The 22,886-nt window shown below is 55.4% G+C and carries 28 protein-coding genes and 1 pseudogene; 9 read left to right on the forward strand and 20 right to left on the reverse strand.

The annotated features are described in order from the left end of the window. Nucleotides 1–218: 218 nt before the first annotated feature. Nucleotides 219–1,412 carry an ABC transporter substrate-binding protein gene (locus tag NMAG_RS00540; protein WP_004267095.1) on the forward strand — a complete coding sequence of 398 codons (1,194 nt, stop codon included), beginning with the start codon at nt 219–221 and terminating at the stop codon, nt 1,410–1,412. A 254-nt stretch (nt 1,413–1,666) separates the two neighbouring features. Continuing rightward, nucleotides 1,667–2,839: an MFS transporter gene (locus tag NMAG_RS00545; RefSeq protein ID WP_004267096.1), complete on the forward strand. Its 1,173-nt coding sequence runs from the start codon at nt 1,667–1,669 to the stop codon at nt 2,837–2,839. A 656-nt stretch (nt 2,840–3,495) separates the two neighbouring features. On the opposite strand, the gene NMAG_RS00550 is transcribed toward NMAG_RS00545, so the two are convergent. Further along, nucleotides 3,496–3,843, reverse strand: coding sequence for a hypothetical protein (locus tag NMAG_RS00550; protein WP_004213487.1), 348 nt, complete (start codon nt 3,841–3,843; stop codon nt 3,496–3,498). A 414-nt stretch (nt 3,844–4,257) separates the two neighbouring features. Between NMAG_RS00550 and NMAG_RS00555 the strand changes: the two genes are divergently transcribed. Then, the gene (locus tag NMAG_RS00555) at nt 4,258–5,691 is read left to right on the forward strand and encodes a sugar transferase (RefSeq protein ID WP_004213488.1); all 1,434 of its coding nucleotides are present in this window, start codon (nt 4,258–4,260) and stop codon (nt 5,689–5,691) included. A gap of 24 nt (nt 5,692–5,715) precedes the next feature. Here NMAG_RS00555 and NMAG_RS00560 read toward each other — a convergent pair whose 3' ends face one another. The 5 genes from NMAG_RS00560 to NMAG_RS00575 form a co-directional block, all read right to left on the reverse strand. Then, nucleotides 5,716–6,198: a metal-dependent hydrolase gene (locus tag NMAG_RS00560; RefSeq protein WP_004213489.1), complete on the reverse strand. Its 483-nt coding sequence runs from the start codon at nt 6,196–6,198 to the stop codon at nt 5,716–5,718. Beyond that, nucleotides 6,191–6,697, reverse strand: a complete 507-nt coding sequence (locus NMAG_RS00565; RefSeq protein WP_004213491.1) for a hypothetical protein — start codon at nt 6,695–6,697, stop codon at nt 6,191–6,193. Before NMAG_RS00565 ends, NMAG_RS00560 begins: the two co-directional genes overlap by 8 nt. Before the next feature lie 176 nt (nt 6,698–6,873). After that, nucleotides 6,874–7,002 carry a PIN domain-containing protein gene (locus NMAG_RS22575; protein WP_004213492.1) on the reverse strand — a complete coding sequence of 43 codons (129 nt, stop codon included), beginning with the start codon at nt 7,000–7,002 and terminating at the stop codon, nt 6,874–6,876. A gap of 7 nt (nt 7,003–7,009) precedes the next feature. Beyond that, nucleotides 7,010–7,507, reverse strand: a complete 498-nt coding sequence (locus tag NMAG_RS00570; protein WP_004213493.1) for a type II toxin-antitoxin system VapC family toxin — start codon at nt 7,505–7,507, stop codon at nt 7,010–7,012. Continuing rightward, complete coding sequence (locus NMAG_RS00575; protein ID WP_004213495.1) at nt 7,504–7,788, reverse strand: ribbon-helix-helix protein, CopG family; 285 nt, start codon at nt 7,786–7,788, stop codon at nt 7,504–7,506. The genes NMAG_RS00570 and NMAG_RS00575 overlap by 4 nt, the downstream gene beginning before the upstream one ends. Nucleotides 7,789–8,134: 346 nt before the next feature. Between NMAG_RS00575 and NMAG_RS00580 the strand changes: the two genes are divergently transcribed. Continuing rightward, nucleotides 8,135–10,681: an SWIM zinc finger family protein gene (locus NMAG_RS00580; protein WP_004213497.1), complete on the forward strand. Its 2,547-nt coding sequence runs from the start codon at nt 8,135–8,137 to the stop codon at nt 10,679–10,681. Nucleotides 10,682–10,877: 196 nt separating this feature from the next. Here the strand turns inward: NMAG_RS00580 and NMAG_RS00585 are convergent, their stop codons facing one another. Continuing rightward, the gene (locus NMAG_RS00585) at nt 10,878–11,099 is read right to left on the reverse strand and encodes an antitoxin VapB family protein (RefSeq protein ID WP_004213498.1); all 222 of its coding nucleotides are present in this window, start codon (nt 11,097–11,099) and stop codon (nt 10,878–10,880) included. A gap of 347 nt (nt 11,100–11,446) precedes the next feature. Between NMAG_RS00585 and NMAG_RS00590 the strand changes: the two genes are divergently transcribed. From NMAG_RS00590 to NMAG_RS00600, 3 genes are all read left to right on the forward strand, one after another. Next, nucleotides 11,447–11,791, forward strand: coding sequence for a MarR family transcriptional regulator (locus tag NMAG_RS00590; protein WP_004213499.1), 345 nt, complete (start codon nt 11,447–11,449; stop codon nt 11,789–11,791). Nucleotides 11,792–11,953: 162 nt separating this feature from the next. Continuing rightward, a complete protein-coding gene (locus NMAG_RS00595; protein ID WP_004213500.1) occupies nt 11,954–12,304 on the forward strand; it encodes a helix-turn-helix domain-containing protein in 351 nt (116 codons plus the stop codon). Further along, nucleotides 12,301–12,645 (forward strand): type II toxin-antitoxin system PemK/MazF family toxin, encoded by a 345-nt coding sequence (locus tag NMAG_RS00600; RefSeq protein WP_004213501.1) that lies wholly within the window; start codon nt 12,301–12,303, stop codon nt 12,643–12,645. Before NMAG_RS00595 ends, NMAG_RS00600 begins: the two co-directional genes overlap by 4 nt. A gap of 355 nt (nt 12,646–13,000) precedes the next feature. On the opposite strand, the gene NMAG_RS20680 is transcribed toward NMAG_RS00600, so the two are convergent. After that, on the reverse strand, nt 13,001–13,429 hold the full coding sequence (locus NMAG_RS20680) for a hypothetical protein (protein WP_081446711.1): 429 nt from the start codon (nt 13,427–13,429) through the stop codon (nt 13,001–13,003). Continuing rightward, complete coding sequence (locus tag NMAG_RS00610; protein ID WP_004213502.1) at nt 13,422–13,988, reverse strand: DUF7342 family protein; 567 nt, start codon at nt 13,986–13,988, stop codon at nt 13,422–13,424. The genes NMAG_RS20680 and NMAG_RS00610 overlap by 8 nt, the downstream gene beginning before the upstream one ends. A gap of 210 nt (nt 13,989–14,198) precedes the next feature. Between NMAG_RS00610 and NMAG_RS00615 the strand changes: the two genes are divergently transcribed. Further along, on the forward strand, nt 14,199–14,543 hold the full coding sequence (locus NMAG_RS00615; RefSeq protein ID WP_004213504.1) for an ATPase: 345 nt from the start codon (nt 14,199–14,201) through the stop codon (nt 14,541–14,543). A 142-nt stretch (nt 14,544–14,685) separates the two neighbouring features. Here the strand turns inward: NMAG_RS00615 and NMAG_RS00620 are convergent, their stop codons facing one another. The 6 genes from NMAG_RS00620 to NMAG_RS21865 all read right to left on the reverse strand — a co-directional run bounded on the left by NMAG_RS00620 (nt 14,686) and on the right by NMAG_RS21865 (nt 17,086). Next, on the reverse strand, nt 14,686–14,967 hold the full coding sequence (locus NMAG_RS00620; protein ID WP_004213505.1) for a ribbon-helix-helix domain-containing protein: 282 nt from the start codon (nt 14,965–14,967) through the stop codon (nt 14,686–14,688). Between the two features lie 201 nt (nt 14,968–15,168). Next, on the reverse strand, nt 15,169–15,444 hold the full coding sequence (locus tag NMAG_RS00625) for a hypothetical protein (RefSeq protein ID WP_012996311.1): 276 nt from the start codon (nt 15,442–15,444) through the stop codon (nt 15,169–15,171). Nucleotides 15,445–15,623: 179 nt separating this feature from the next. After that, the gene (gene hepT / locus NMAG_RS00630; RefSeq protein WP_004213510.1) at nt 15,624–16,046 is read right to left on the reverse strand and encodes a type VII toxin-antitoxin system HepT family RNase toxin; all 423 of its coding nucleotides are present in this window, start codon (nt 16,044–16,046) and stop codon (nt 15,624–15,626) included. Beyond that, nucleotides 16,046–16,489, reverse strand: coding sequence for a type VII toxin-antitoxin system MntA family adenylyltransferase antitoxin (gene mntA, locus NMAG_RS00635; protein WP_004213511.1), 444 nt, complete (start codon nt 16,487–16,489; stop codon nt 16,046–16,048). Before mntA ends, hepT begins: the two co-directional genes overlap by 1 nt. 210 nt (nt 16,490–16,699) lie before the next feature. Beyond that, a complete protein-coding gene (locus tag NMAG_RS00640; protein WP_004213512.1) occupies nt 16,700–16,921 on the reverse strand; it encodes a hypothetical protein in 222 nt (73 codons plus the stop codon). 15 nt (nt 16,922–16,936) lie between these two features. After that, nucleotides 16,937–17,086 carry a hypothetical protein gene (locus NMAG_RS21865; protein ID WP_160165654.1) on the reverse strand — a complete coding sequence of 50 codons (150 nt, stop codon included), beginning with the start codon at nt 17,084–17,086 and terminating at the stop codon, nt 16,937–16,939. 272 nt (nt 17,087–17,358) lie between these two features. On the opposite strand from NMAG_RS21865, the gene NMAG_RS00650 reads away from it, so the two are divergent. Next, nucleotides 17,359–18,438, forward strand: a complete 1,080-nt coding sequence (locus tag NMAG_RS00650; protein ID WP_004213514.1) for a glycosyltransferase family 4 protein — start codon at nt 17,359–17,361, stop codon at nt 18,436–18,438. A 59-nt stretch (nt 18,439–18,497) separates the two neighbouring features. On the opposite strand, the gene NMAG_RS20685 is transcribed toward NMAG_RS00650, so the two are convergent. The 5 genes and pseudogenes from NMAG_RS20685 to NMAG_RS22340 all read right to left on the reverse strand — a co-directional run. Then, complete coding sequence (locus tag NMAG_RS20685) at nt 18,498–19,190, reverse strand: AAA family ATPase (RefSeq protein ID WP_004213516.1); 693 nt, start codon at nt 19,188–19,190, stop codon at nt 18,498–18,500. Then, entirely contained in the window at nt 19,190–19,867 is a 678-nt protein-coding gene (locus tag NMAG_RS00660) for a class I SAM-dependent methyltransferase (protein WP_004213517.1), read from the reverse strand. The genes NMAG_RS20685 and NMAG_RS00660 overlap by 1 nt, the downstream gene beginning before the upstream one ends. Nucleotides 19,868–20,057: 190 nt before the next feature. Beyond that, the gene (locus NMAG_RS00665; RefSeq protein ID WP_004213521.1) at nt 20,058–21,272 is read right to left on the reverse strand and encodes a glycosyltransferase family 4 protein; all 1,215 of its coding nucleotides are present in this window, start codon (nt 21,270–21,272) and stop codon (nt 20,058–20,060) included. 84 nt (nt 21,273–21,356) lie between these two features. Beyond that, complete coding sequence (locus NMAG_RS00670; RefSeq protein ID WP_004213523.1) at nt 21,357–22,433, reverse strand: polysialyltransferase family glycosyltransferase; 1,077 nt, start codon at nt 22,431–22,433, stop codon at nt 21,357–21,359. A gap of 75 nt (nt 22,434–22,508) precedes the next feature. After that, nucleotides 22,509–22,640 (reverse strand): annotated as a pseudogene (locus tag NMAG_RS22340) (IS6 family transposase); the annotation flags it as partial. Between the last annotated feature and the right edge of the window lie 246 nt (nt 22,641–22,886).

Below are 22,886 nucleotides of genomic sequence, written 5' to 3' on the forward strand. Positions count from 1 at the left end.
TTTAGACTGCAGTCCTATTCCCGCCGGATACGTGGTTATGACTGTCTGCTGTCGACTCGACGACGCAAGAAAGCTATTGGTTATAGCCTTCAGTGTCAGACATCCGACTATGACTGTATTCGTATTCTGTATACGACACCTTGACTTCACCCATGTACTATGGTAACATTCACCTCAATTCTAAATAGATGCACCGAAAACCACCGATGTGGATACCCATGGTACATCGACGCAACATACTCAAAGGTGCAGCAGGGGTTGGGTTAGCTAGCCTTGCCGGTTGCCTCGGCGGGGACAACGGCGGTGTAGACACTCGCCCGATCGAAATCGACTTCGACGACTGGCCGCCGGAGGAGTACGGCGACAGCCTTCACGCCTGGAACTGGTACGCCGAGTGGAACGAGTGGGGTGCCGAGGCGTTCGCCGAGGAGTACGACCTGAACAACTTCGAAACAGAGGCGTACTCGACGCCAGCGGACTGGTTCACGAACATCGAAGCGAACCCGGAGGGCCACGACATCGACAACGTCGGCCTCAGCACGAACTGGATCCACGAGGCGAACGAGCAGGATATGCTGGAACCGATTCCGGTCGACGAGATGCCGAACGTCGACGTCATCGACGACTATTTCGACCTCCACCGGGAGGAGTTCTGGAGCGACGAAGGAGTCGGCGGCGTGTACGGCGTTCCCCACTCGATCGTGCTCGGGCCGGTCGTGGTGTACAACACCAACGAAATCGAGGACCCCACGGAATCGATCGAGATCCTCTGGGATGAGGAGTATGCCGACGAGATGTCGATCTTCGCCCACCAAGCGGGGTTCTTCTGTGAACTCGGTGCCCTCTACACCGGCCAGGACCCGAACGACCCCGACGACTTCGAGGAGATACAGGAGGTACTCGAGCAACAGCGTGATCTCGTGTTCAACTACGGCGACGAACACGAAACGCAGATGCAGTTGCTCATGAGCGGCGATGCAGCCATCGGGACGCACACGGACGGTCGAGCGTTCAGGGCGATGTACGACCACGACGGCGACGTCGACTGGTTCATTCCCGAGGAGGGATCGGTTATCTCGCCGAACGAACTCGCGATTCCGAAACATGCCCCACACCCCGTCGTCAGCACCATGTTCACCGACTTCATGTTCCGAGATGAAAGTCTGGAGAAGATGGTCGAGACGACGGTGTACCGCCCACCGCTGGAAAACGAGGAGTTTACCGACGGCGAACTCGGCCAGGCGATTCGCGAGAACTGGGACGACTGGGGCAAAACCGGCGACCCGGAGGACTTCATCGATGATCTCGTGATCACCGATGACGAGATGGATCGCCTCCACCCCAACTGGCCCCGTTCGGACGAGGTTATCGAACGGTACGACGAGATCTGGACCGCGGTTACCGCGGGGTGACCCGTCACAGGGTACGCCACTTGGTTGGCCCAGGATAGGCGGTCGTGGAATAACTGTGGCTCGAACTGAACGAGCGAACACGACCGTCTCGAGTGACTGCTGCACGCGAGTACGCAGGCGCTCGAACAGACTCGCCCCACTCGGCCATCGCGCAGCGAACGATTGAGGACCGCGGGACGCCGGTCAACGGCGACGATGTGTGTCTGTGACATCACTACACTTATACGCATCTCGACGAACGTGGCGGACGAGTAATGCGCTGGCAGTATCGAACGACAGTTCTCGTTCTCTGCCTGCTCGCGTTCTTCGTGACCTATTTCGCGCGCATGGCGATCAGCCCGGTCATCCCGTTTATCGTCGAGGACTTCGACGTCTCAAACACACAGATCGGATTCGCCCTGTCCGGCATGTGGCTCGCCTACGGCCTCTCGCAGTTCCCGAGCGGCGTCCTCGGCGACCGGTACGGGGAGAAACCGGTGATCCTCCTCGCCGTTGGCGGCACGGCGATCGCGAGCCTGTTGCTGGCGTTCGCACCGGTGTTTCCCGTGTTCGTGCTCTTCGCTGTCCTCCTCGGGTTGGTCGCTGGGCTTCACTACGCCGTCGCGACGACGCTCCTGTCGCGAACGTACGACGAACTCGGACGCGCGGTGGGAATCCACTCGATCGGCGGTCCGCTCGCCGGCCTGGTCGCGCCCGTCGCGGCGGCCTGGGTCGGCGTCCGATTTGGCTGGCGGCCAGCAGTCGCGCTCGCGCTCGCCGTCGGCCTCCCTGTCTTCGCAGTGTTCGCCTGGCGGGTGCGCCAGACCGAGCCACGACGGCCCGACCAGCCGATGCGCGAGCGGTTTGAACCCGGTGCGCTTCTCGAACTCGTCTCGCGACCGGCGGTCGCCTTTACGCTCGTGATCGCCATGCTCGGCACGTTCATCGTCCAGGGTCTGCTCACGTTCCTCCCGACGTTTCTGATCGAGTACCACCGCTACTCGGCGACAGTCGCCAGCGCGGCCTTTTCGGCGTTCTTCGTCGTGCGCGCCGTCGGCCAGTTCCTGCTTGGCGAACTCTCCGATCGATACGGTCGAGACCTTGCAATCGGGACGGCGATGCTCGCGGGAACCGTCGGCCTTTTCGGACTGGTAGCCGGCTCGGAACGAGTGGCGATCGGCGTCGGACTCCTGCTGATCGGTCTCGGCTCGAGCTTTTTTGCGGCGCTCGATCCGCGATTCCTCGATCAGTTCGATGCCACCGAACAGGGCGCCGGCTTCGGGCTCGTTCGAACGTTCTACACCGTCATCGGCTCCGCCGGCTCTGTCGGCGTCGGCCTGTTAGCCGACCTGTTCGGCTGGGGACCGTCGTTTCTCGTCCTCGCCGGACTCTTCTCGATCACGTTTCTCGCGCTCGTCACGAACTGGGCGTTCGATCTCGGGTACTGATTTGTGGCACGACGTACTCGCCGAATCCCAGCATGATCTCCGACGGGTGTGAGTCTGCAGGTGCAGGCACTCGCCCGTCGTCGATGCTCTGCTCTCTCCGTCACGATGCGTTCGCCGACACCAACAAATGTTAACTATCATCATGACATGTGTTATCATAGGTGGTGGAACGTATGACTCCGTTCGAGTACGTGTTGCTAGGGCTTGCAATCACCCTCCTCATCGGGTACCTGATGGCGATCGTAACCAGCCGACTCGATCGACGGCGTGCCCACTGAGCACCGCTGGATCCAGGGCAACCGAACAGGCTCTGCTAGAATCGGTTTCGGTTGCCATCACTGACGACCGTCTCGACAGCCGCTGGTACGAATGCTCGAGCGACGATCACGAGTTCGGACGCCGCCCGGGTTGATTTCGACGCGAGTTTCACTCCGATTTGACGATGCTCTTGAGTCGCGCGAGTAGTCCACCGTCTTCCTCGGTGGACGTGGGCTGTTCCGACTCGGTAATCGCCTGCTGTTTCTTCATGGGCGCGTGTTCTCACTCCACATGGAAAAGGGTGTAGCCTCTGTGCTGCGGTGTGGGTCGGATGCGGTTGTGGGGGTTACAGAAGGTACAGGCGAAAGCCCACGGCGTTAGCTGTGCGGATGAAACCGTCACGAGCGGGTTCGGCGATCCGTGACGAACGCGGTGTGCAAATAGAGGTCGAGGACGTTGAGGACGACGATCGCGAGCGGGATCGCGAACTCGTGGAACGCGAGCGCTTCGTGTCGGAGCGAGGTGACGACGAGCGGCTCTGCGAGTCCGCCCTCGAGTAGCGCGCCGCCGCTGAGAAAGACGAGGGCAGTGGCACAGAGCAGGGCCCAGCTACAGCCCCGCGCCCACTGGCGGCGGACGCAGTGGCCAGCACCCGGCCAGCAGATGGCGAGGAGGTAGGCCGGCCACCGTTTTGCGCGCGTCCCGAGCGTCGGCAGTCGACGGGTCCTGGAGCGTGTTGCGCCCATGGATTAGCAGCTCTCGGCCGCTGGCAGTTGGGACACGGTTCCGACCGATCCGACTGTCGCGTCTCTGTGCATACCAGCGACCTCCACACAGTCCTTCAAAAAGCTCAGTCAGACGCTCGTGTGACGGGGTGTCGCGGCCGTGCGTGAACTCACAGGAATGCACGGAGGACGCCCACGACTCCAGTCGTAGGAGGAATCAGCAGCTACCTGTGTCGTCCCTCAGTGTCTGAATAGCCGTTTGAAGCTTGGTGACGCCGTCGGTGCACCCGGACGGAAGCGAACCGACGTTCATCAGTCCCGTTCTTTTCTCTCACCCAGAGTATGTCTTTTAGAGTACAGTATACGTTCCAGAAACAAACGATCACGAATAAATGTCAAATACATCATCACAATGGGAGTGGCGACAAGTGGTGTATGGTGACAGGATGGCGGTATCGGATCGTGAGCCTCTGTGGTGTCGTTCTCCTGACGATGCTCGCAGTGCTGGTGGCGAACCACGAACTCCCACAGTCGCTGTTTACGACGCACGTCCCCGTGTTCAACCGCCTCGACGTAACCGTTCTCTCGGGCAGTTCGCTCTACTGGGCGATGGGGTTGAGTGTCGCTGCCGTCGCTGGTGCGCTCATTCCGTTGTACAAACCGCAACCCCGGCGCGTGCTCGATACGATCTTTCTCGCTCAAAAGCGTATCATCGTCGGTGGCCTCGCGCTCTCGACGCTCGGGTATTTCAACTGGTCGTACCGCCTTCCGCGAGCGACACTCGTTATGACGATTGGCCTGCTACTGGTCATGATCCCGGTGTGGTTGATCTGGATCCGACACCGACCGGACGAGTCGGCCAAACGGGCGCTGATCGTGGGCGATGACCCCGGACAGATCGACCGGATCGCACCGGCCGTCACCTCGCCCATCTTTGGCTATCTCTGTCCGACCGGCGACATCGACGAATTTCGCGGGGGGTCATCGTCCACTACCGCCGCAGACGGCGGGGTCACCGACTCGTCACCTGCCACTGGCACTGATATCACGATGCTCAACCGCCTCGGCGGCCTCTCCCGCCTCGAAGACATCCTCGTCGAGTTCGATATCGACACCGTCGTGCTCGCATTTCGCCAGCCCGACCGCGCCGAGTTCTTCGGGACACTCGACGTGTGCCACGAACACGGCGTCGACGCGAAGACACATCGGGAGTACGCCGATAGCGTCCTCGTCTCCGAACGCGCCGTCGGCGATATCGTCACCGTCGACATCGAGCCGTGGGATCCGCTCGATCATCTGTTCAAACGCGGCTTCGACCTGCTGTTCGCGACTATCGGTCTCGTCCTGTTTGCACCACTAATGCTCGTCATCGCGCTGGCGATCACACTCGACAGCCCCGGGCCAGTCCTGTACAGTCAGGATCGCACCGCCGGTTTCGGCGAGACGTTTCCCGTCTACAAGTTCCGGACCATGGTCCCCGAGGGGGAATCTGCCGTTCCGTCATCCGATACGGAGAACGACCGGATTACGCGCGTGGGGCGTTTCTTGCGAAAAACACATCTCGACGAGTTGCCCCAACTGTGGTCGATTCTCTGCGGCGACATGAGCGTCGTCGGGCCACGGGCCGCCTGGACCGAAGAGGAGGTCTTGCTGGAAGAGGACGCACCCGCCTGGCGCAAGCGCTGGTTCGTCAAGCCGGGGCTGACCGGACTGGCACAGGTCAACGGCGCGAAAAGCACTGCTCCGCAGATGAAACTCCGATACGACCTCGAGTACATCCGCCGCCAGTCGTTCTGGCTGGATCTGAAGCTCGTGATCCGCCAGTGCTGGGGCGTGGTCAGGGATCTGTGGCTGGCGGTGTGGCGGTGAGTCGGTAGTCGACGAGGAAGACTGTTAGTGCGATCGGTAGTCGACAAGGAAGACTGTTATTGCGAGAAGTCCGGTAACGAGGAGGACGCTCTGGTCGGCAGAGACGTACAGATTCGGCGTCGGATGGCGATACCACGTGAACGGATAGAGCCAGGCACCGGCCTCGGCGTCCGCGTAGGCTTTGAGGCCGTCCGTGAGGAGATGGGTGAGTGCGCCTGCGAGGAGGACGCCGAAGGCGCGTCTGTGGGCTTCCGTGAGGACCAGTGCGCCGATGCCAGAGAGGAGGATAACACCGCCGAGCGTGTGGAGGGCGTCGATCCCGAAGGGAACGCCCAGGGCCGTCTCGATGGTCGCGTCGTCGACGAACATCCCGATCCGGTTGAGGTCCGGGAGGAGCGCACCGATCATCCCGATTGCAACCCAGCGTTTCGTGAGCCACTCGAGTCGCCAGCTCGCGATGGTGAATAATGCGTAGGCGATGAGGACGTGTGAGAGGAGTTCAGCCATCGTGTGTTTCCTCTTTGTTTGGTCGTGGTTCGAAGCCGAATTTGTCGAGGGAGGGGTTCCAATGGCGGAAGAAGTAGGCGATTGCGAGGAGGACGCCGGCGACGGAGGTGAGGAGCTTGTACTGCTCGGCTGTGTTGTCCTCGTTAACGACAACCAGTTCGTCGGCCGTCATTGTGCGGTCGGACTCGAGTACACCGTAGACCTGGACCAGCCCGTCGGGGTCGACCTGGTCGGTGGCGTCGTGGTCGTGGATTTCTAGTTCGGCCGCGACCTCGTCAGCCGAGTCGGTGACGTGAATCGTCATTGTGTCCTCGGAGATGGACTGCACCTCGCCGAAGACGAGCTGGTGGTCGCCGGTGAACTCGTCGTAGTCGTCCTGTAGCTGGTCGCCGGTGGAGTGGGGCCAGTTCTCGTCGTAGGTGGCTCCGTAGTGGATGCCGAGGCCGAAGAGGGCGACGACTAGGACGAGGGAGATACCGAGTCGAACTGCGAAGCGCATTCGTTTTTGTGAAATCAGATATTACTACTTGGAGATTGTGTTCGAGCCTCCGCGAGCACTGCCGTCTCGACCGCGATGAACGTCTCAACGGAGATTGAACTCCTATTCCAGCGGATTAACGGTACCTATCTCGACCCCGAGAAGAACACACGTTCATCTGAGCTGATGGGTGACAACTATCGACAGCTTTCGTGGGTGACGCCAGGAATCGACTCGAAGTGACCGTCGCCAGCACGGACTGGCTCGTCACGCTCCAGCGCAGTTGCTGCGATCGCTGCGTCGCCTTTCTCGATACCAGGTCCCACACCACACTCACCGCTGCAGCGGTGGATGAACAGACACATCGAACATTTCGAGGTCCGAGTCGAATGACATGATGTGTTCGAATCCGCGACATTCCATCTGTACGCCAATCGTGAAATCCGTAAACGAGGCAGAATTGTCGTCCCAATTCAGGAACCGCTCCCGGACACGCTCAAACGTTTCCGCATCGATGGACACGATATCGAAGAACTCGCTCGTTTCGACTGCCGAAAGAAACGACGTCACGCACGTCATATCAGCTCGTTTCTTGAGCCGAGTTGCAGCCTCATCGATACTGTGTTCGTTGACGACAAACCGACGATACGGGAGTTGTTCTTCGCGGACGAAGGTCAAAAAGGCGTACGAAACATCGTGGAACGCTTCATCGGGGTTGTACAGCGCGTACAAAAACTTCGGCCCAAGAACACACGTTCGCGGGACTGTTCCATCGACACTATCGAAATGGCTGGGTGTGACTGTCCCAATCGCTGTTTCGACCCCTGTCATTTATCAGGGTCCAGAAGCGTCACACTCTCAGCATCGCCCTCCCACTCTTCGACGAGATCAGTTTCGTCACGGAGGGTCGTCTGATTCCGACCTGCTGCCCGTTCTCGGGTCTTTTCAACAGACCGGAACAGTTCATCAGTCTCATCTACTGTTTCCTGTTGGTCGATCCACGTTGCTGTGGCTTCCCGAAGCGCCTCTCGGATCGAGAGATCTCGTTGCTCTGCAATTTGGCGAAGTCGTTCGTACTCCTCATCCGGAACCTCGGTCTGGATATAGGTCATCCGCTCTCATGAGTTCCTTCGAGGTCATGGATGAAAACTCTTTCATCACTTCTGGATTGGACATGACGTTTTCGGTCCGGTGCTGGTTCATCACACGATCGGTGACTTGTGGGTCCCGGTTCTCACGGTGGCCGATCGCTTGTTCAGTGTCCTCGACGTTAGTCATTCACGTCGAGGCGATCCCGAACGTCGTCGGCTAACACAACGCCACACAGTATGGCGATTCACCAAACTCGGCCATTGGCAAAGCCGTCAAGACCTACGCTGGTCTATAGGCGGAACAGGCCGAGAACCCCGACCCTGCGGTTGGGGTTATTGACGGTCTCATACACACTCGAGGCGACAGATGAAACTGCGCTACTACGCCGAGGCGGACGTCGAGGTCGATCACCGACGAACACTCGAGTTACTCGAGTCGATCCACGAAGAGCACGCGATTCCTGTGGAGGTCATACAAGTCGATCCACAGCGAGCACCACCAACAGATTTCGTCGGCCATGCGGAAACGCGGTCACTCGCGAACGCCTGGGACGACTTTACGTACAACAAACTACTGCAGGAAGGACTCGGCGGTGCGCCGTCCAAGCGGTATCGCGACCGGGAAGATATCGTCGGGAACGTCGGTATCGTCGTCGACGGCGATCTCGTCTGGGCAACGGAGTTCTGGGGGACCCACCACGGCTGGGGAGCTGTTGACCCGGCGGACACTGCCATCGGATTTCTCGAGGAAGTCCACCGAAGAGGGACGGCTGCAGTGGCTGACCGTGTGCCACTTGCGGACTGGTCGTGGTCGCCTCCGTCGCCCGATACTGATTCCGAATCTGAATCCGAATCCGATTTTGAGTCTGTGTCTGTGTCTGCGTCTGAGACTCACGCCACCACAAGCACCGACAGTCCGGTCGAGGAACTTCGGAAACCAACCCGCGACGCGATTCGTGAGCGCTGTACCGCACAGTCGTTCCAGCGCGGCGTCTCCTATTTCGAGGAGGGGCGTCTCCGAGCGTTGCGCCTCGAGGGCAGGACGGTGACTGCGACAGTACAGGGCAGTCGAGAGTACCGGACAACCGTCGACCTCTCGGCTGCGGACTTCGATAGCTGGTGTTCCTGTCCGTACGACTACGCCGGCGACTGCAAACACATCGTCGCGGTGTTGTTGGCCGTGCGAGACCGATACGACGAACTACTCGATACCGCTCACCCGGATTTGTCCTCGGACGAGTCGTCAAGTACGTCGAGTTCTGGGGGCCTGGAACCGTCCGCAGCGGATGACGACCTCGAGTCAGCACTCGAGACGACAGACGCCGGAACACTTCGGGAGTTTCTGCGTGATGTCCTCGCCGCCAACAACAGCCTTCGAGAGCGGTTTCTCGCCACGGCCGGCCACCCGGTCGAGAAACACGTGGCCGACTACAAGCGCGATCTCAACCGCCAGTTCGAGACGGCGACTGGCCGCCACGGAATCGTCGAGTACGATACTCGCCTCGAGTTCGACGAGTACGAGGAACTTGCAGCGACCTACCGGGAGAGTGGCGCACACGAGCGCGCACTCGATATCTATCGGGCTCTCTCGGAGGCGATTCACAAAAATCTGGAACGGATCGACGACAGCAGTGGTCACTACGGGCGGCAACTCGAGGCTACCATTGATGCCTACGCCGCCTGTGTTCGCGAGGCGGGCTTCGATCGTGAAATGGCGTGTGAACACATCGAGTACCTGTACGAACAGTTTCTGCGTGCGGAGTTTCGCTTCGTCAGGAACGCCTACGACGACGCCCTCCGCGAGGTCTGTTCGACGGCCGACGAACTCGAGTACCTGCTCTCGCTCGTGCAATCGGATCTCCCGGCGTTGGAGGGCATCGGCACTGACGAGACAATGTCGCAGACGGGAACTGAGAGCAGCGCAGCGGCCGAACCATCACAGGGAGGCGATGAGGCTGTCGAGACGGACGCAGGGCTCCCGGATCCGACCCAGTGGCGACTCGACGTCGAACTGTTCACCGGCGGCGAACTGGATATCGACCATCTGAGTGTCGGCCCGCTCGACGTGACCGACTTCATCGGCGACCAGCTCACAACGATCCTCGAGGAGACCGAATCACGGCCGGACGGGAACGCGGCGGCCAACGCTCGGGATCGCACTGTACGACAGTCGACGCTCTCTATGGACGCACAACAGCGTCTTTCGATGTATCTGTGGGTCCTCTCAGAACTCGAGGATCGCGAGCAGCGACAGGCCGTCCTCGAGGAGGTATACACCGAGCGAAGCGAGTTCTACTGCCAGTACGTCGACGTGTTGCGAGCCGACGGACAAGATCAGCGAGCACAGGCAGTTCTCGAAGCTGGGCTCGAGGAGTTTCCACACTCCGTTGCTGTCTACCAGCAGGCAGCCGAGTTCTATCACGGCCGCGACGACGAGCGCTACCGTGACGTGCTGCGGACCCTGTTCGTTCGGTTCGAGGACTGGGATGCCTACGACGACTTACGGTCGGTCTGTTCGGCCGAGGAGTGGGAGTCGATTTCGCATGGACTGCGGACGCAACTCGGGCGACTCGATCCTGATCGGCTACTCGAGTTATACGTCCGTGAGGATGCGCTGGAGAAGGGCCTCAAGAAGATCCTGGAGAGCGACGATCTCGAGACGTTTCGGGAGTATCGCGAGCCTGTCGCCGCAGTCGATCCGGAGGCGTACTTCGAGGCGTATCGAGAGTCGCTGGACGCGCAGTTAGCTGCCGATACTGGCCGTGACCACTACCGGACCATCATCGAACACCTCGAGGAACTAGACCGGCTCGAGTGTGACGAGGAGGTTGCGGTATTCGTTGAGCACCTTCGAGAAAAACACTCGAACCGGCCGGCGTTTCTGGACGAACTCGAGCGTGCTGGCTATCGGTGACATCCTCCCTGTCGTGAACAGTAGACACCGAACCTAATTTGTGGCGTTGTTGGGAGGGTAGCTATACTAGCCACTGCACGTCACTGCACACCAGATCGCACGACAGCAGCGCGGTTCGGAGCGAGCGTGGCGAGCGAGAACCGCGGAAGTGCGATCAGCGTGTCACTAGTTGCAGGTGTTACTATCTTGTCGACGATCAGTCGAACCGCTCCGCAACCTCCCTGACTTCGTCACGGTCTGCTTGCTCAGCGGCCTCGATTGCGTCTCGCATCTCGTCCACCTGGTTGTCATCGAAGACATCGCGGAGCGACCGTCCGCCGATGAGCCTGTCCACGGCGTCACTGAACGACTCGTCATCACGCTTGGTCGCTTTGAGGCGTTCGTAGACATCGTCCTCGAGACGGATCTGGTGTGACATCCCTGACAACGTTGCCGCTCTACGAGAATTACGGTTGGGGTGCGGTGGCTATCGAGATGGCTATTATGACCGTCTCGGTTGCTGTTTTGATCTCTGTCATTCGTCAGGTTCCAGACGCGTCACACTCTCAGCATCGGCCTCCCACTTTTCCCGCGGGGGCGCAGGCTCACCCACCTCAGTTTTGGAAATTACGATTTTGGAAATCGTAATTTCTGTCTACACCCCAAGAACTGTCTCACACGATGTGACTGAGTATGGTGTTCCGAGAACCGATGTGCTTACATCAGTTACATAGTGACACTGGTGGCAAGAGTACAGTTATGACTCAAAATATCTTAGTGACACGTATGCCGATCGATATCGAGACGTTCAACGAACACTCTGACACTGAACTCAGAGGAGAGACGAACGCAGAGCGGGTTATCACGTATCTGGCCCGAAACGATGACAAGGCGTTCACACCCTCCGAAATAGCTGCTGGAACAGGAGTGAAGAAGGGCTCAGTCAGTACTGTCCTGAGTCGTCTGGAGGATGCAAACCTGGTTCGGCATAAGGGGGAATACTGGGCGATTGGGGATATGGATCGCGTCCGTGATGCGTATGACTTCCACAAGACCGTTCAACGACTAAACGAGCAATATGGTGCCGAAGATCCCGAAGAATGGAAGGAGTACGCGGTTACAGGCGAATAGATGGACTACAATCGAGGCGATGTCGTCATCGGCTACGATACGTTCAGCGCAAGCTTCCATGGTCACCATTTGTGGAGAACTACGACCGGATGAAACGATTGATGGGGGCGTACGTTCCATACAGTGCCTAGATATAATACATTGGATCCCTAGCATTCACCTATGTCGATCGACATCAACCAATTCAACGAACGCTCTCCGGAGGAACTCGAGGAACTCAGCAATCCGGAGTTAGTCCTTCGATTCCTCTGGGAGAACCGAGACCGTGCCTGGAAGGCCAAAGAAATCAGCCGTCGAACAGAGATCAATGAGAACTCGATTCATCCGGTACTGTCCCGCCTCGAGGACCGCGGCCTCGTCCGGCACAAGGGGGCCTATTGGGCACTCACAGACGATCTTGAACGCCTTCGGCAGGCGTACGACGTCCACCGAGCCAATCAGCTCTTTAACGACCTCTACGGAGCGGAGAATCGTGACGAGTGGATCGAAGCGAGTGAGAACGGAACCGAATGACGCTCTCACGAGGAACAATCGTGTATGGAGACGATCCGTTTAAGGGTGACGACGCAGCCCGACCCTGGGTTGTGATTAGCACGACGGAGATGCCGTTTCATGGCGATCAATACATCGCTCTCACGCTCACAACACAGACATGGTACGACGACCGCATTCCGATCAACGAGACTGACCTGATCGACGGGGGCCTCCCAAAACAGAGTTCGATTCTTCCCTGGGCTGTCGCGTCTCTCAGTCCCGATCATATCGACCGCGAACTCGGAACACTCGATGCCTCCGCCGTCGACGACGCAGTACGTGAATTGGTATCGTATCTTGGTGTCTCTCTCTTGGAGTAGTTACAGTAGGCAGGCGAACACCCACAGTTTTGGCCGTACAGGTGAAATCGTCACGGCAAGGGTTCTCCGATCACTTCATTATGCACAGGATCATATTATCGCGTGTATACCGATCGACCGCGACGAAAAATTGCAGTAAATGCACGTCGTGTATGGCCGGGATTGTGTAGGGAACACGACGTTGGTGACTGCGGTTCTGGGTCAGGTTTGTCGCCCCAAATAGGGAAGCAGTAGAGCAGGGACGAACAGCGGCAGTTCGAGACTCGTTTCCCGATGTGCTCCCGGACCATTTACGCAGCGAGGGAACCTCGACCTTTAGATTGACCAGCGAGATCCCTCAGAGGACATATCCTTCTCATTCCCAAAACGACTGAATTCGCTCATCTAACTCGGATAACACATGTGAAATTAGTTCCCGCCAATCACCGGCAAATGTCGCATCTTCTCCAGGCGTTGGTGCATCTGGTGGCGGATGAAAATGTTCCCGGTCGTTGTGATCGTTTGGATGCCTGTCCCACCGACATTCCCATGTCTCCCCGTCACGATACTGCTCTGAATAATGGACATTGAAATCATCCGTCTCGAACCAGCGAATACGAAGATACGCACGCTCCACATCTGCCGGAAAATATCCCATATCGAAATCAGCTACCACAGCGTTCGGTGCATAAGATGGGCGAAACTCAACACTTGAGAACCGGGCGCTGCTGCGTACCCGTCGACCAATTCGTTCCAAGACATCACTATCGATGCCGCCAATGTCATCCGATTCGCCCTCAGGCATCGACTTCCCCAGCGCGTCCACCCGACAGAGTATCACGGCGTGCCGCATCTAGCAACGCTGCTCGTTTCTCGAGTGTCTTCCACGTCGATACCGCCTCCCAGATGTCCTCAATAGCATCGTCACGGCTCGCATCAACCAACGATACCTCACTCGGAGACGTCGTATCGAAGCGTTGCTGGTACTCCTCAGTTGCGTTAAGCGTGTCTTTGAGTTGCTCGACGATCTCCGCTTCCGAATACTGTTTGCGGATCTGCTCGACTCGACGCCACTTCAGATACGACTCATTTCGCTCGTACCGCACAGGTCGACCAGACAGTTCACGAACGATTCCCATCTCCGTAAACCACTCCAGATAGTCACGCGCGGTCTCCGTATCACACTCCGCACGCTCAGCAATCTTCGACACCTTCGTCGGCTCTCGCAACTGCATGACGACATCAAGCAGCCGCTCTCTCGTCGGCTTCCCCGTTAGCAACTCCTCAGGAGACTCCCAGGCATCGAAATCAGGCGGCTCTTCGTCCTCACCGGGTATCCCGTCAGGCGTATCAGTCATTTCCATATACCTACTAACGAGTTATTCTGTCATATATCTACTGCCCGCAGAATTATTTCAGCATCCGCTTCGTTCTTAACTCGGCTTGCGAGTTCACGGTTCTCCTCGCGATCGTCCAGGTGGACGGAGTAGGCACCAGTATCGACGAACAGCGGCAGTTCGAGACTCGCTTCCCGATGCACTCCCAGACCGTACGAGTCAGACGTTCGAAGACGTGTGTCGCAGGCAGTCCAGCAGGCGTCGTTTCCGGTTGACTGCTCGCGTGTCGGTCGGTGGTGGTACAAGGAAGCAGAAATCGACATCGTCGGACTCGATCCACAAACGGAGACGCTACTGCTCGGCGAGTGCAAGTGGACTACGACGCCTGTCGGACCCAGTTTGCTCGCTGCTCTCGAGGCACTCGAGGAAGACGTTCGGTGGAAGGGGGCTGATCGCACTGTTGTGTATGCGCTGTTTTCGCACTCTGGGTTCAGCGCCGAACTGAGACAGCTTGCGGACGACCGGTCGGATCTCTCTCTGTATACTCCTCCGGACCTCGCTACGATCTTTGCGTTTGCGTGATCCACACGTCGTTGGTCAGTTCGAGGCACCCACTCGAGACGCAGACTTCCTGGCTGCAGACGCAAACGTGGCTGTAGACAGTTCGGCTTACACGCTCGGCGACTTATCGGTATGGCCGATCGCTTGTTCAGTGTACTCGACGTCAGTCATTCAAGCCGAGGCGATCACGAACGTCATCAACTGATTGCGTTTCACCCTGCCCTCGCTGCTCACGGCTCTTTACAAGTTCCTCGAGCGTTTCATCGGAAAGTCTCGTTGGTGGATCAATCCAGTCGCGGAGTGCGTCGCGGACCGCCTCCGACCGCGAGGTGTCCCCCCGACGCTCGTACTCCTCGTCGATCTTCTCGAGGAGCCTGCTTGGAACCCGGACATCGATTTTGGTAGTCCCGTTGCCGTTACCGTCACCACTGGTGTCAGTGCTCATTACTGTGTGAGACGTCTGTCTCACGAATAACTGTTTTTCCTACTGTGAAGGTGCGGATATGCGCTCGCACGTATGCATCACTGCTGTCTGGGTGACCACACTCGCCGTCGGAGACTGCCTTGAGCGCTGTCCTCGCCGCGTCGCGTCTCGAGGCACCCAGTTCCTGCTCCGCATCGAGAAGGCTGGTACCGATACAGATCGTTATCCGTAGAGCACGTCGTCGATGTCGCTCTCGTCCGTTTCGACGCCTGATCGGAACCGATCACGACGCATCGCTTCTTTCTCGTCTTCCGAGAGAGGAACTGATAGCTCCCGGAACGAATCGATCACGTCACTGCGTGATTCGTACGCCTTGTCGATGAGGTGAGCCACCAGTACCTGTTGCGTGACGTTCCGTCCCGTCTGGAGTCGGATCTCCGCCTGGAGTTCCTCGAGCCGCGATTTCGCGTCCTCGGGTATCATTATTTCCGTGGTCATACGCTATCGTTTCATCTGTAACTGGATACCCGTTTCTACGCACTCTTCGCTGGTGGATATTGTTTCATACGCTCTGCACAAGCGGTCTCGAGTGCTATTCTCGTTATTTGTAGGGAATCAACATCACTCACAACGCGGCGTTTCAACCCTGCCAACCGTGGGGCGGGGAATCCGCCTCGCTACCTAGTTTGAAACCACGTTGCAACCTCCTGCTGAAACCGGTCGAACCACTCGAGATCCTCCTGCAACACATCGTACACGAGGTCGTGGTCGATATCCCCGTACCGATGGGCGAGGTGATTTCGAAAACCGACAGCTTCCGCGAGCTTCGACCCAGTTTCGGCCGCAATAATATCGGCCTCAACGAGCGCTTCGATTTCCTCACGTGAGGTTTCGGCGGTCCCGAGGTTCTCGGAAGCCCGGATATGACTCGCCAGATCGATACAGGATTGGATCGCGTTCATCAATGACCGTTCGACAGCACGCTGAAGAACGACATCTTCGAGATACTCCGTTCTGGAACCATCGCTCATCTCCTTGCATTCGTTCGTGTATTGATTGATCAACGCAAGCCGGTCTCCAACTACTTCCTCGTCGACCATTAGACATCTCCCGCAGCGAGTCGGTCGATGAACTCGCGTCGCTGTCGCGTGCGCTGTTCGTGGGAGTCCTCGACGCGCTGTGTAAGGCGTCGTTCGTCTGCCACTTTCGTTTCCTCGTCGCCGTACACCAGCCACCCATCTCGAAGCGCGTTCAGCGCGACGGTATCGGGTACCGCCTGTCTATCACTGACATCGACGAACATCTCGGCGTACGACTGGAGCTGGCTATCGATTTGATTGCGCCGCCGAAATCGTTCGTGCCGAGTACAGTCGTCTGGAAACCGAACGCAAACGTCGAGGTCCGACGCCGGTGACGCTGTTCCGCTCACGTGCGATCCGAACAGCACAGCATACTGTACGTCGGCATCAGCGAACACCGATTGAAAGCCCTCGATATCGACGCCAGTGAGGCTACCATCTGACTCCGGAGCGTCGCCTCGCATACGTTGGGGTACGTGTTGGACCGCCTTATACTGTCTGCCAAGAGAGTACTGTGTCGTCCATTCGTGATGCATTGGTCAGCACACACCCACACTCGCGGCACCTGTCGCCCGATCTGTACGTTTCGCCCGGTTGCACTCGAGTACACCCTCTCTGACTCGTTGTATTTAGAGACTCGACGTCAGTCGTTCACGCAGCGGCGGTCGCGAACGTCAGCAGCTGCTTGCGTTTTCCCTGCGTTCACTGCTCTCTACAAGTTCCTCGAGCGTTTCGTCGGACAGTCTCACTGGTGGCTCAATCCAGTCGCGGACCGCCCCCGACCGCCAGGTGCCCCCCCGACGCTCGTCCTCCTCGTCGATCTTCTCGAGGAGCCTGTGTGGAACCCGGACCTCGATTCTGGTGGTCGCGTCGCCGGTATCACTGGCTGTACTCATTACTGTGAGGGGTATCTACTCCACGACTAACCGTTTTCCTCTCTCCTGTGAGTGGGTCTGCACGCGGACGGATGCATCACTGCTGTCTGGGTGACCGTACTCGAGTACCCCGTCGATCTGGGCAACGCCATCGAGTTGCTCTCGTCGGTGGCGTGGCGGTTGCACTCGAGTTCGGCTGCGACCTTGTCTGCCGAACTGGTGACGTGATTATCGTGTCCTCGGCGATTAACTACACCTCGTTTTCGGCGAGCTGGTCGCCGGTTGCATACGTCCAGCCTCGAACTTCCAGCTTCTCGAGTGTCCCTTCAGACGCAATCTGTTGTGGGCCCGTGAACGCCCGATAATTCGTTTCGAGCGCTCGTCTCTCCCTGTAGGACTCCGTTTGTCCTCGTTTCGAACCGAATAACATAACAGGCAACTCGAGTATGCGAGTACCAATGCGGATTCTACGGGTCGCACAGAAGATCTATCCCGATGCGAAAGGCGGTGGACCGTATCACGTCCACGCGATGAGTCGAGACCAGGCCGCGATGGGACACGACGTGACGGTCGTCACGGTTCGAATGGATCCCGACCTGCCCCACATCGAGGAACGAGACGGGTATACAGTGGTTCGGTACGATCCCACGGTAAACTTGCTGGGGAACGATATCAGCCACGGGATTGCACAGTATCTCTCCCAGGCAGAGGCGTTCGATGTGATGCACGCGCACTCGCATCTGTACTTCTCGACGAACCTGGCTGCGATGAAGCGGTTTCTGGGCGATATTCCGCTTGCGATTACGAATCACGGACTGTACTCGCAGAACGCACCAGAGTGGGCCTTCGACCTGTATCTCCGGACACTCGGTCGGTGGACGTTCAATCAGGCGGACGTGGTGTTCTGTTACACGGAGACCGATAAGGAGCGGGTTCGCGAATTTGGTGTCTCGAGTCGGATTGATGTGGTTTCGAACGGGATCGATACCGAGCGGTTCACGCCCGATGGTCCGGAGAGCGAGTTGATTGATGCAGAGGGGCCCGTGGTGTTGTTTGTCGGGCGGTTGGTGGAAGGGAAGCGTCCAGAGAGGGTTCTCGACGCTGTCAACCGACTTTCGGACGACTACGATATCAACCTCTACTTCTGTGGGGACGGACCGCTTCGATCGAAGCTTGAGGCAAACGGCGGATCAGAAGCCGAATTCCTGGGTTCGGTTCCGTACGACGAGATGCCCGAGATATACCGAGCCGCAGATCTGCTCACCCTCACGAGTCGGGCAGAGGGTGTTCCGCGAACGATCATGGAAGCGCTCGCAGCGGAAGTCCCAGTAGTGAGTTCAGATCTGCCGCAGGTGCGGGCTGCCTTCGGCGATGACGTTGCATACGCTCCGCAGGAGGATGCGAATGCGTTCAGTGAACAGGTTCGTGCGATCCTGGAGTCAAAGACGAACCCACAGCTTCACGAGCAATTCAGTTGGGAACGTACTGTTACAGAGACAACAGCAGCATTGAACCAACTGGTCGAAGAGACAGACTAGGACTGTTTCTGTTTATTGAGTAATTTTCCAACTCCCTGGAACCATCATTGAGGCTGTAGTTAACTATCTATGCGTTGAATCTCGTCTGCAACGAGAGTTGTGTTCTGCTGAAGCGCTTCTCTAGTTTTGTTTTTGAGAACAATTGATCGAGGGCCATCTCTACCCGTTTGTACATGTGCTTTGAGTCGTTCGTAACCAGCGCGTCCTCGATCAAAGGTTTCTGTCCCTGGCTCGAAACGTGTGTCGCCATCGCTACGCTTGCGGAGTCGGTCAGCGATCGTTGCTTCATCAACTTCAAGGAATACAATGAGGTCGGGACTTAGCCGTTGAAGTATATTGTCGAATCGATCGAGAATCTTTGCCCACTTGTGATGTGAGCGAAATCCAGCGGACCAGATCCCCTGATAGACTCCTTGATCGAGAAGGCATGCACCACCGGCTGATCTGCGTTTGGTTATGGTCCCGGTGATATACAGCAGATTGAACAGTACGCGGATGTAGTCGGTGAGCGATTGCTGATCGGTATTGAATACAGCTCGTGATGCCGAAAGTCCAGCCGAAGGATAGCGTCCAAATCCGACCGCTGCGGTTCGTGATTTCAACGCAACCCGACGAACTGTTGAGCGCGTTTCCAGTTCATACGTCGGTTCGGTAACGTGAACTCCTCGAGTCGTGAGTTTCTTAGCGACTCCCCGAGAGAGCGTTGTCTTACCGGTTCCTGGCAGTCCGACAAATTCGACGACCGTCGTCATTATTCGACTGGCTGCAAAAGATAGACACGTTCTTGGGATAAGACCGGAAGCACCCTTTTCGACGAGATGATCTCAAACCCATCAGAGAAAATTTCTTGAGTTGTTTCTGGCGACTCATAGCAATGATCTCGTTCGTCGCCGCCGAGGACGGACTGTCTTACGTCACGGCGGAAGGAGTGGAACTGGGTTTCAATGGCGGTTGATGCGATCACGTAATCGGCAACCCTCCCGAGTTCGGTTAGGATGTTTCGCTTCACCTCTGTCGGAACTCGGTGCAGCAGTCGTAATGAGACCGCAACATCGAACGATTCGTCTATCGTTTCGGTGATCTCCTCTGCATCACAGACTTGAAAACGGGCATCCGATATTCCAGCCCGTTCGTATTCTGTCTCGGCTATTTGAAGCATATTCTCGGAGATATCGCAGGCTAGTACGTCAGAACCAGCGTCCGCAAATACAGGCGCGAGTTTTCCAGTCCCTGTCGGAATATCTAGTACGGTCTCGTGTGGGACCTTTCTGAGTAGCGTTTCAATCGCATTTCGTTCACGCTTCGCTATCAACTTGTGTCGCCAACTTCCATCGTCAGAAAACGCTTCGTGGTATTTCGTGGCCACATTGTCTGACTTATAATACTCTTTCATTTCTGAAGAATATTCAAAGCCGTTTTCGTCTTCCATTACGCGGTTAGACAGGCTATGGTCACATACTACTTGTGGTTGGTACTAATGACGATGACACTACTAAATCAATAAAATAGGAATGTCAATGGTATGCGTAAATGAGACACCACACTATTTTAGACAAGATGTTTATATAACAATCATCTATTAGTTATGTGTGGTGGAATATAATTAATAACAATATGGATTACTCATTTTTATTCTCCCTTATCACTTGATTATATATGTCTTCTACCAGGTCTGATAGTACTCCAAAGTTCCTATTATTTCTAATGTAATCTCTTCCTCTCTTCCCCATTCTATTTCTTCTCTCTTCGCTGGACAACAGTTCATCAATTGCATCAACAAATGATTTTACTTTGTAGTCAACGGCAAGTCCCGCCCTCGATGTTTTTAATACATCTTGTTGATCTGGGGTAGTTGACGCCACAACGGGTGTTCCAAGGCTCATATATTCAAGTGTCTTTATTGGTGCATTAGTGCTAAGAACACTATCTGTGGGTAGTGGTGAAAGGCCCACATCAGCTGTTGCGATCGCGCTCTGGATCTGAACCCGGTCCGAAACCCAACCTGTGAATTTGACAATATCAGAGACACCTTTTTTGTTTGCTGCCTGCTTCAGGCGTTCTCGATTCGATTTTAATCTTCCCCCGACCATTACAAGATTAACATCATAGTCTATTTCAAGCACATTTAACACATCAAACAGAAACTCTAATTTTCGAGACGGGGACATAGATCCCATATATAACAATACGTATTCCTCATCGATTCCATATTTCTCTCGTAAAATATTCTCAGTAGGTATATCTCCCACAACTTCAGCCCCAGTCGGGAGAGTTTGCATTGGGGTGGTGTAACTATTATTTTGCAAATATCGTTTCATGGCGTCGCTAATTGGTAGAACCATATCTGAGGAGTTAGCTACGTACCGGCGTAATTTTTTACCTAGATGCCCCTTAATCCAAGAAGTGCGGCCATTAAACCCTTGCTTCGCCTCTTCAATAAGTGAGTTTGCTTTCAAATGAGAAATCTGGTGGACATACGGTAACTCAAACTCATTAGCTAGATAACATGCGGCTAACCCCATTGAGAGGTCGTTTCGAACATGGACAAGATCAAACTTAGTAAAATCGATATCGGTCTTGAATAGTGGATTAGATTGAATTCGACCAGTGAAGAATCGTGCAGCATCTCGGCCAGGATTATAGGCTGAAGAGGGTAGTATGTATACCTCAGAATCGTTCCAATTCTTATACTCTATTGTTTGGTGGTTGGGGTCCTGCGGTCGCATGACCCAAGTCAGCTCGTGCCCCTTATCAATAAAATTCTTAGCATAGACTTCAGTGAGAAATTGGTGATCACAGGGATACGACCAGTCGACTAAGAGAAGCAACTTCATGCTCTACTCAAATTAATTGGTCCATCAATAAAAAACCTCATCACAACACCGAACAATTGGCAAAACATCAGTTTTGACACCCATCTATATGGATTTGCCAGAAGTATACTCAATTAATAGACCTTCCGTAACCTCTGAAAAGCGAATGTCTGATTCATAGGTTGTCTTATTTCGCAAGAATGGCTCAGCAGTATAGACATCCAAATCATAAAATGCACTTATTGTTAATAGTGCTGTACTGTTATATCCAATAACTGCATGAGCATCATATTTCGCAATTTGTCTTTCTATCGGTTCTCCTTTTTCGTTTCCAAGAATTTCCACGTCATTCCGTCCAATTAGATTTTTATACTTATTAGCATGTTCGCGTGGATGTGGCTTCAATAGGATCTGATACCCAAGGTCACCCAATTCACTAATTAGGTCTGAGACTATTCTGTACTCTTCTTCTTGTGTTATTTGTCCTGTTTCCGAGAAGGGTTGTGTTAACATAACTATAGTGTCTGGGTCATACGATATGTCAGTTGACAGATATTCTTGATGGGTCTTTGCTACGTCTTCGTCTATTAAAATATTCCCACTCTCCCATTTATATAGGTCTTTCTTAGTTATTCTTAGACTCGGAGATAGATAATGCTCTACTTTTGTCTTTGAGGTTCTGGATCTGTCATCATATTTTAAAATGGTATTCAAGGATATAAATTGTGGAGAGTATTTTTTGTTTTTGGATATGAAAAACAATGGCATGAATGCTTTGTACCAATCCCCGGTCGATATTATGTCAATTGGATATCGGTCCTGGTCTCTCCGTAGTGCACAACCAGCGGCCGCTATTGGCTTAGCTATTTGTGTAATAGATGGCCACTTGAACCCAAATTTGCTTTGGTCTTTGTTCCCACCGCCATTTTGCGTATATTTAACCATCTCAACATTACAGTCTTTTGTTGCTTGAAAATCATCTTCTCCAATCAAGAATTCTCCACCTTTGTCCCTTAGGACAATTATTCCATTGTTGTATTCTCTGCGGGAACTCAATTCGGCATCAATTGATAGGGCATTCAACGGCATTCTGCCGCTAGCAATAAAATCAATATCTCTAGTGGCGATAAGTTTATCACAGTGACTTAACAAGCCCTTTAGGGACGAGAATTCTGCGTGCATTCTCAGCTAGGATAAGCAATCATTTGTGAGTTGGCTATTTATTAGTACCGCTACAATCAGGAATGATGGTACTGTTCAGTTCAGCGACCTCTCAGCTGGCGTTCGTCCTTTCAATGCCTGATTCGGTTGCTTATGGTTGTAGTGTTGTCTGAAACATTTGAGCCAGCGGCGTGCGTTGGCTGGGTTGCTCCGCCAACAGTAGTGAAAGTGCGGACTTATATCGGGATAGTCTGGGACAATTTTTGATGGCGTTTCGTGCGTTACAGTCAAGACAATCGATCAACTCGTGGAGGTCTTTTCATAGAGATTGGCGACTATCTAACTGCCCAAGCTTTGCCTCGTCGATACCGTGTTTCCTAGGGAGTCAGTGCACACCGTTGGGGAGTCGATCACGTGGTGGCTGAAGATATCAACTTCAAGCAGCAACTTCGATTTCAATCTGTTTCTCAAGCA

Source organism: Natrialba magadii ATCC 43099 (assembly GCF_000025625.1).
GTDB classification, from domain to species: domain Archaea; phylum Halobacteriota; class Halobacteria; order Halobacteriales; family Natrialbaceae; genus Natrialba; species Natrialba magadii.

What these genes read in the sequence shown, in the direction of transcription:
- NMAG_RS00620 (WP_004213505.1), bottom strand. Translation starts at nt 14,967, where the DNA reads ATGAGCACTGACACCAGTGGTGACGGTAACGGCAACGGGACTACCAAA.
- NMAG_RS00590 (WP_004213499.1), top strand. Translation starts at nt 11,447, where the DNA reads ATGCCGATCGATATCGAGACGTTCAACGAACACTCTGACACTGAACTC.
- NMAG_RS00595 (WP_004213500.1), top strand. Translation starts at nt 11,954, where the DNA reads ATGTCGATCGACATCAACCAATTCAACGAACGCTCTCCGGAGGAACTC.
- NMAG_RS20680 (WP_081446711.1), bottom strand. Translation starts at nt 13,429, where the DNA reads ATGCCTGAGGGCGAATCGGATGACATTGGCGGCATCGATAGTGATGTC.
- NMAG_RS00550 (WP_004213487.1), bottom strand. Translation starts at nt 3,843, where the DNA reads ATGGGCGCAACACGCTCCAGGACCCGTCGACTGCCGACGCTCGGGACG.
- NMAG_RS00585 (WP_004213498.1), bottom strand. Translation starts at nt 11,099, where the DNA reads ATGTCACACCAGATCCGTCTCGAGGACGATGTCTACGAACGCCTCAAA.
- NMAG_RS00665 (WP_004213521.1), bottom strand. Translation starts at nt 21,272, where the DNA reads ATGAAGTTGCTTCTCTTAGTCGACTGGTCGTATCCCTGTGATCACCAA.
- NMAG_RS00560 (WP_004213489.1), bottom strand. Translation starts at nt 6,198, where the DNA reads ATGGCTGAACTCCTCTCACACGTCCTCATCGCCTACGCATTATTCACC.
- NMAG_RS00610 (WP_004213502.1), bottom strand. Translation starts at nt 13,988, where the DNA reads ATGGAAATGACTGATACGCCTGACGGGATACCCGGTGAGGACGAAGAG.
- NMAG_RS00660 (WP_004213517.1), bottom strand. Translation starts at nt 19,867, where the DNA reads ATGGAAGACGAAAACGGCTTTGAATATTCTTCAGAAATGAAAGAGTAT.
- NMAG_RS00650 (WP_004213514.1), top strand. Translation starts at nt 17,359, where the DNA reads ATGCGGATTCTACGGGTCGCACAGAAGATCTATCCCGATGCGAAAGGC.
- NMAG_RS00600 (WP_004213501.1), top strand. Translation starts at nt 12,301, where the DNA reads ATGACGCTCTCACGAGGAACAATCGTGTATGGAGACGATCCGTTTAAG.
- NMAG_RS00575 (WP_004213495.1), bottom strand. Translation starts at nt 7,788, where the DNA reads ATGACCTATATCCAGACCGAGGTTCCGGATGAGGAGTACGAACGACTT.
- NMAG_RS00670 (WP_004213523.1), bottom strand. Translation starts at nt 22,433, where the DNA reads ATGCACGCAGAATTCTCGTCCCTAAAGGGCTTGTTAAGTCACTGTGAT.
- NMAG_RS00570 (WP_004213493.1), bottom strand. Translation starts at nt 7,507, where the DNA reads ATGACAGGGGTCGAAACAGCGATTGGGACAGTCACACCCAGCCATTTC.
- NMAG_RS00640 (WP_004213512.1), bottom strand. Translation starts at nt 16,921, where the DNA reads ATGAGTACAGCCAGTGATACCGGCGACGCGACCACCAGAATCGAGGTC.
- NMAG_RS00545 (WP_004267096.1), top strand. Translation starts at nt 1,667, where the DNA reads ATGCGCTGGCAGTATCGAACGACAGTTCTCGTTCTCTGCCTGCTCGCG.
- NMAG_RS20685 (WP_004213516.1), bottom strand. Translation starts at nt 19,190, where the DNA reads ATGACGACGGTCGTCGAATTTGTCGGACTGCCAGGAACCGGTAAGACA.
- NMAG_RS00625 (WP_012996311.1), bottom strand. Translation starts at nt 15,444, where the DNA reads ATGACCACGGAAATAATGATACCCGAGGACGCGAAATCGCGGCTCGAG.
- NMAG_RS00565 (WP_004213491.1), bottom strand. Translation starts at nt 6,697, where the DNA reads ATGCGCTTCGCAGTTCGACTCGGTATCTCCCTCGTCCTAGTCGTCGCC.
- NMAG_RS00580 (WP_004213497.1), top strand. Translation starts at nt 8,135, where the DNA reads ATGAAACTGCGCTACTACGCCGAGGCGGACGTCGAGGTCGATCACCGA.
- hepT (WP_004213510.1), bottom strand. Translation starts at nt 16,046, where the DNA reads ATGGTCGACGAGGAAGTAGTTGGAGACCGGCTTGCGTTGATCAATCAA.
- NMAG_RS00540 (WP_004267095.1), top strand. Translation starts at nt 219, where the DNA reads ATGGTACATCGACGCAACATACTCAAAGGTGCAGCAGGGGTTGGGTTA.
- NMAG_RS00555 (WP_004213488.1), top strand. Translation starts at nt 4,258, where the DNA reads ATGGTGACAGGATGGCGGTATCGGATCGTGAGCCTCTGTGGTGTCGTT.
- mntA (WP_004213511.1), bottom strand. Translation starts at nt 16,489, where the DNA reads ATGCGAGGCGACGCTCCGGAGTCAGATGGTAGCCTCACTGGCGTCGAT.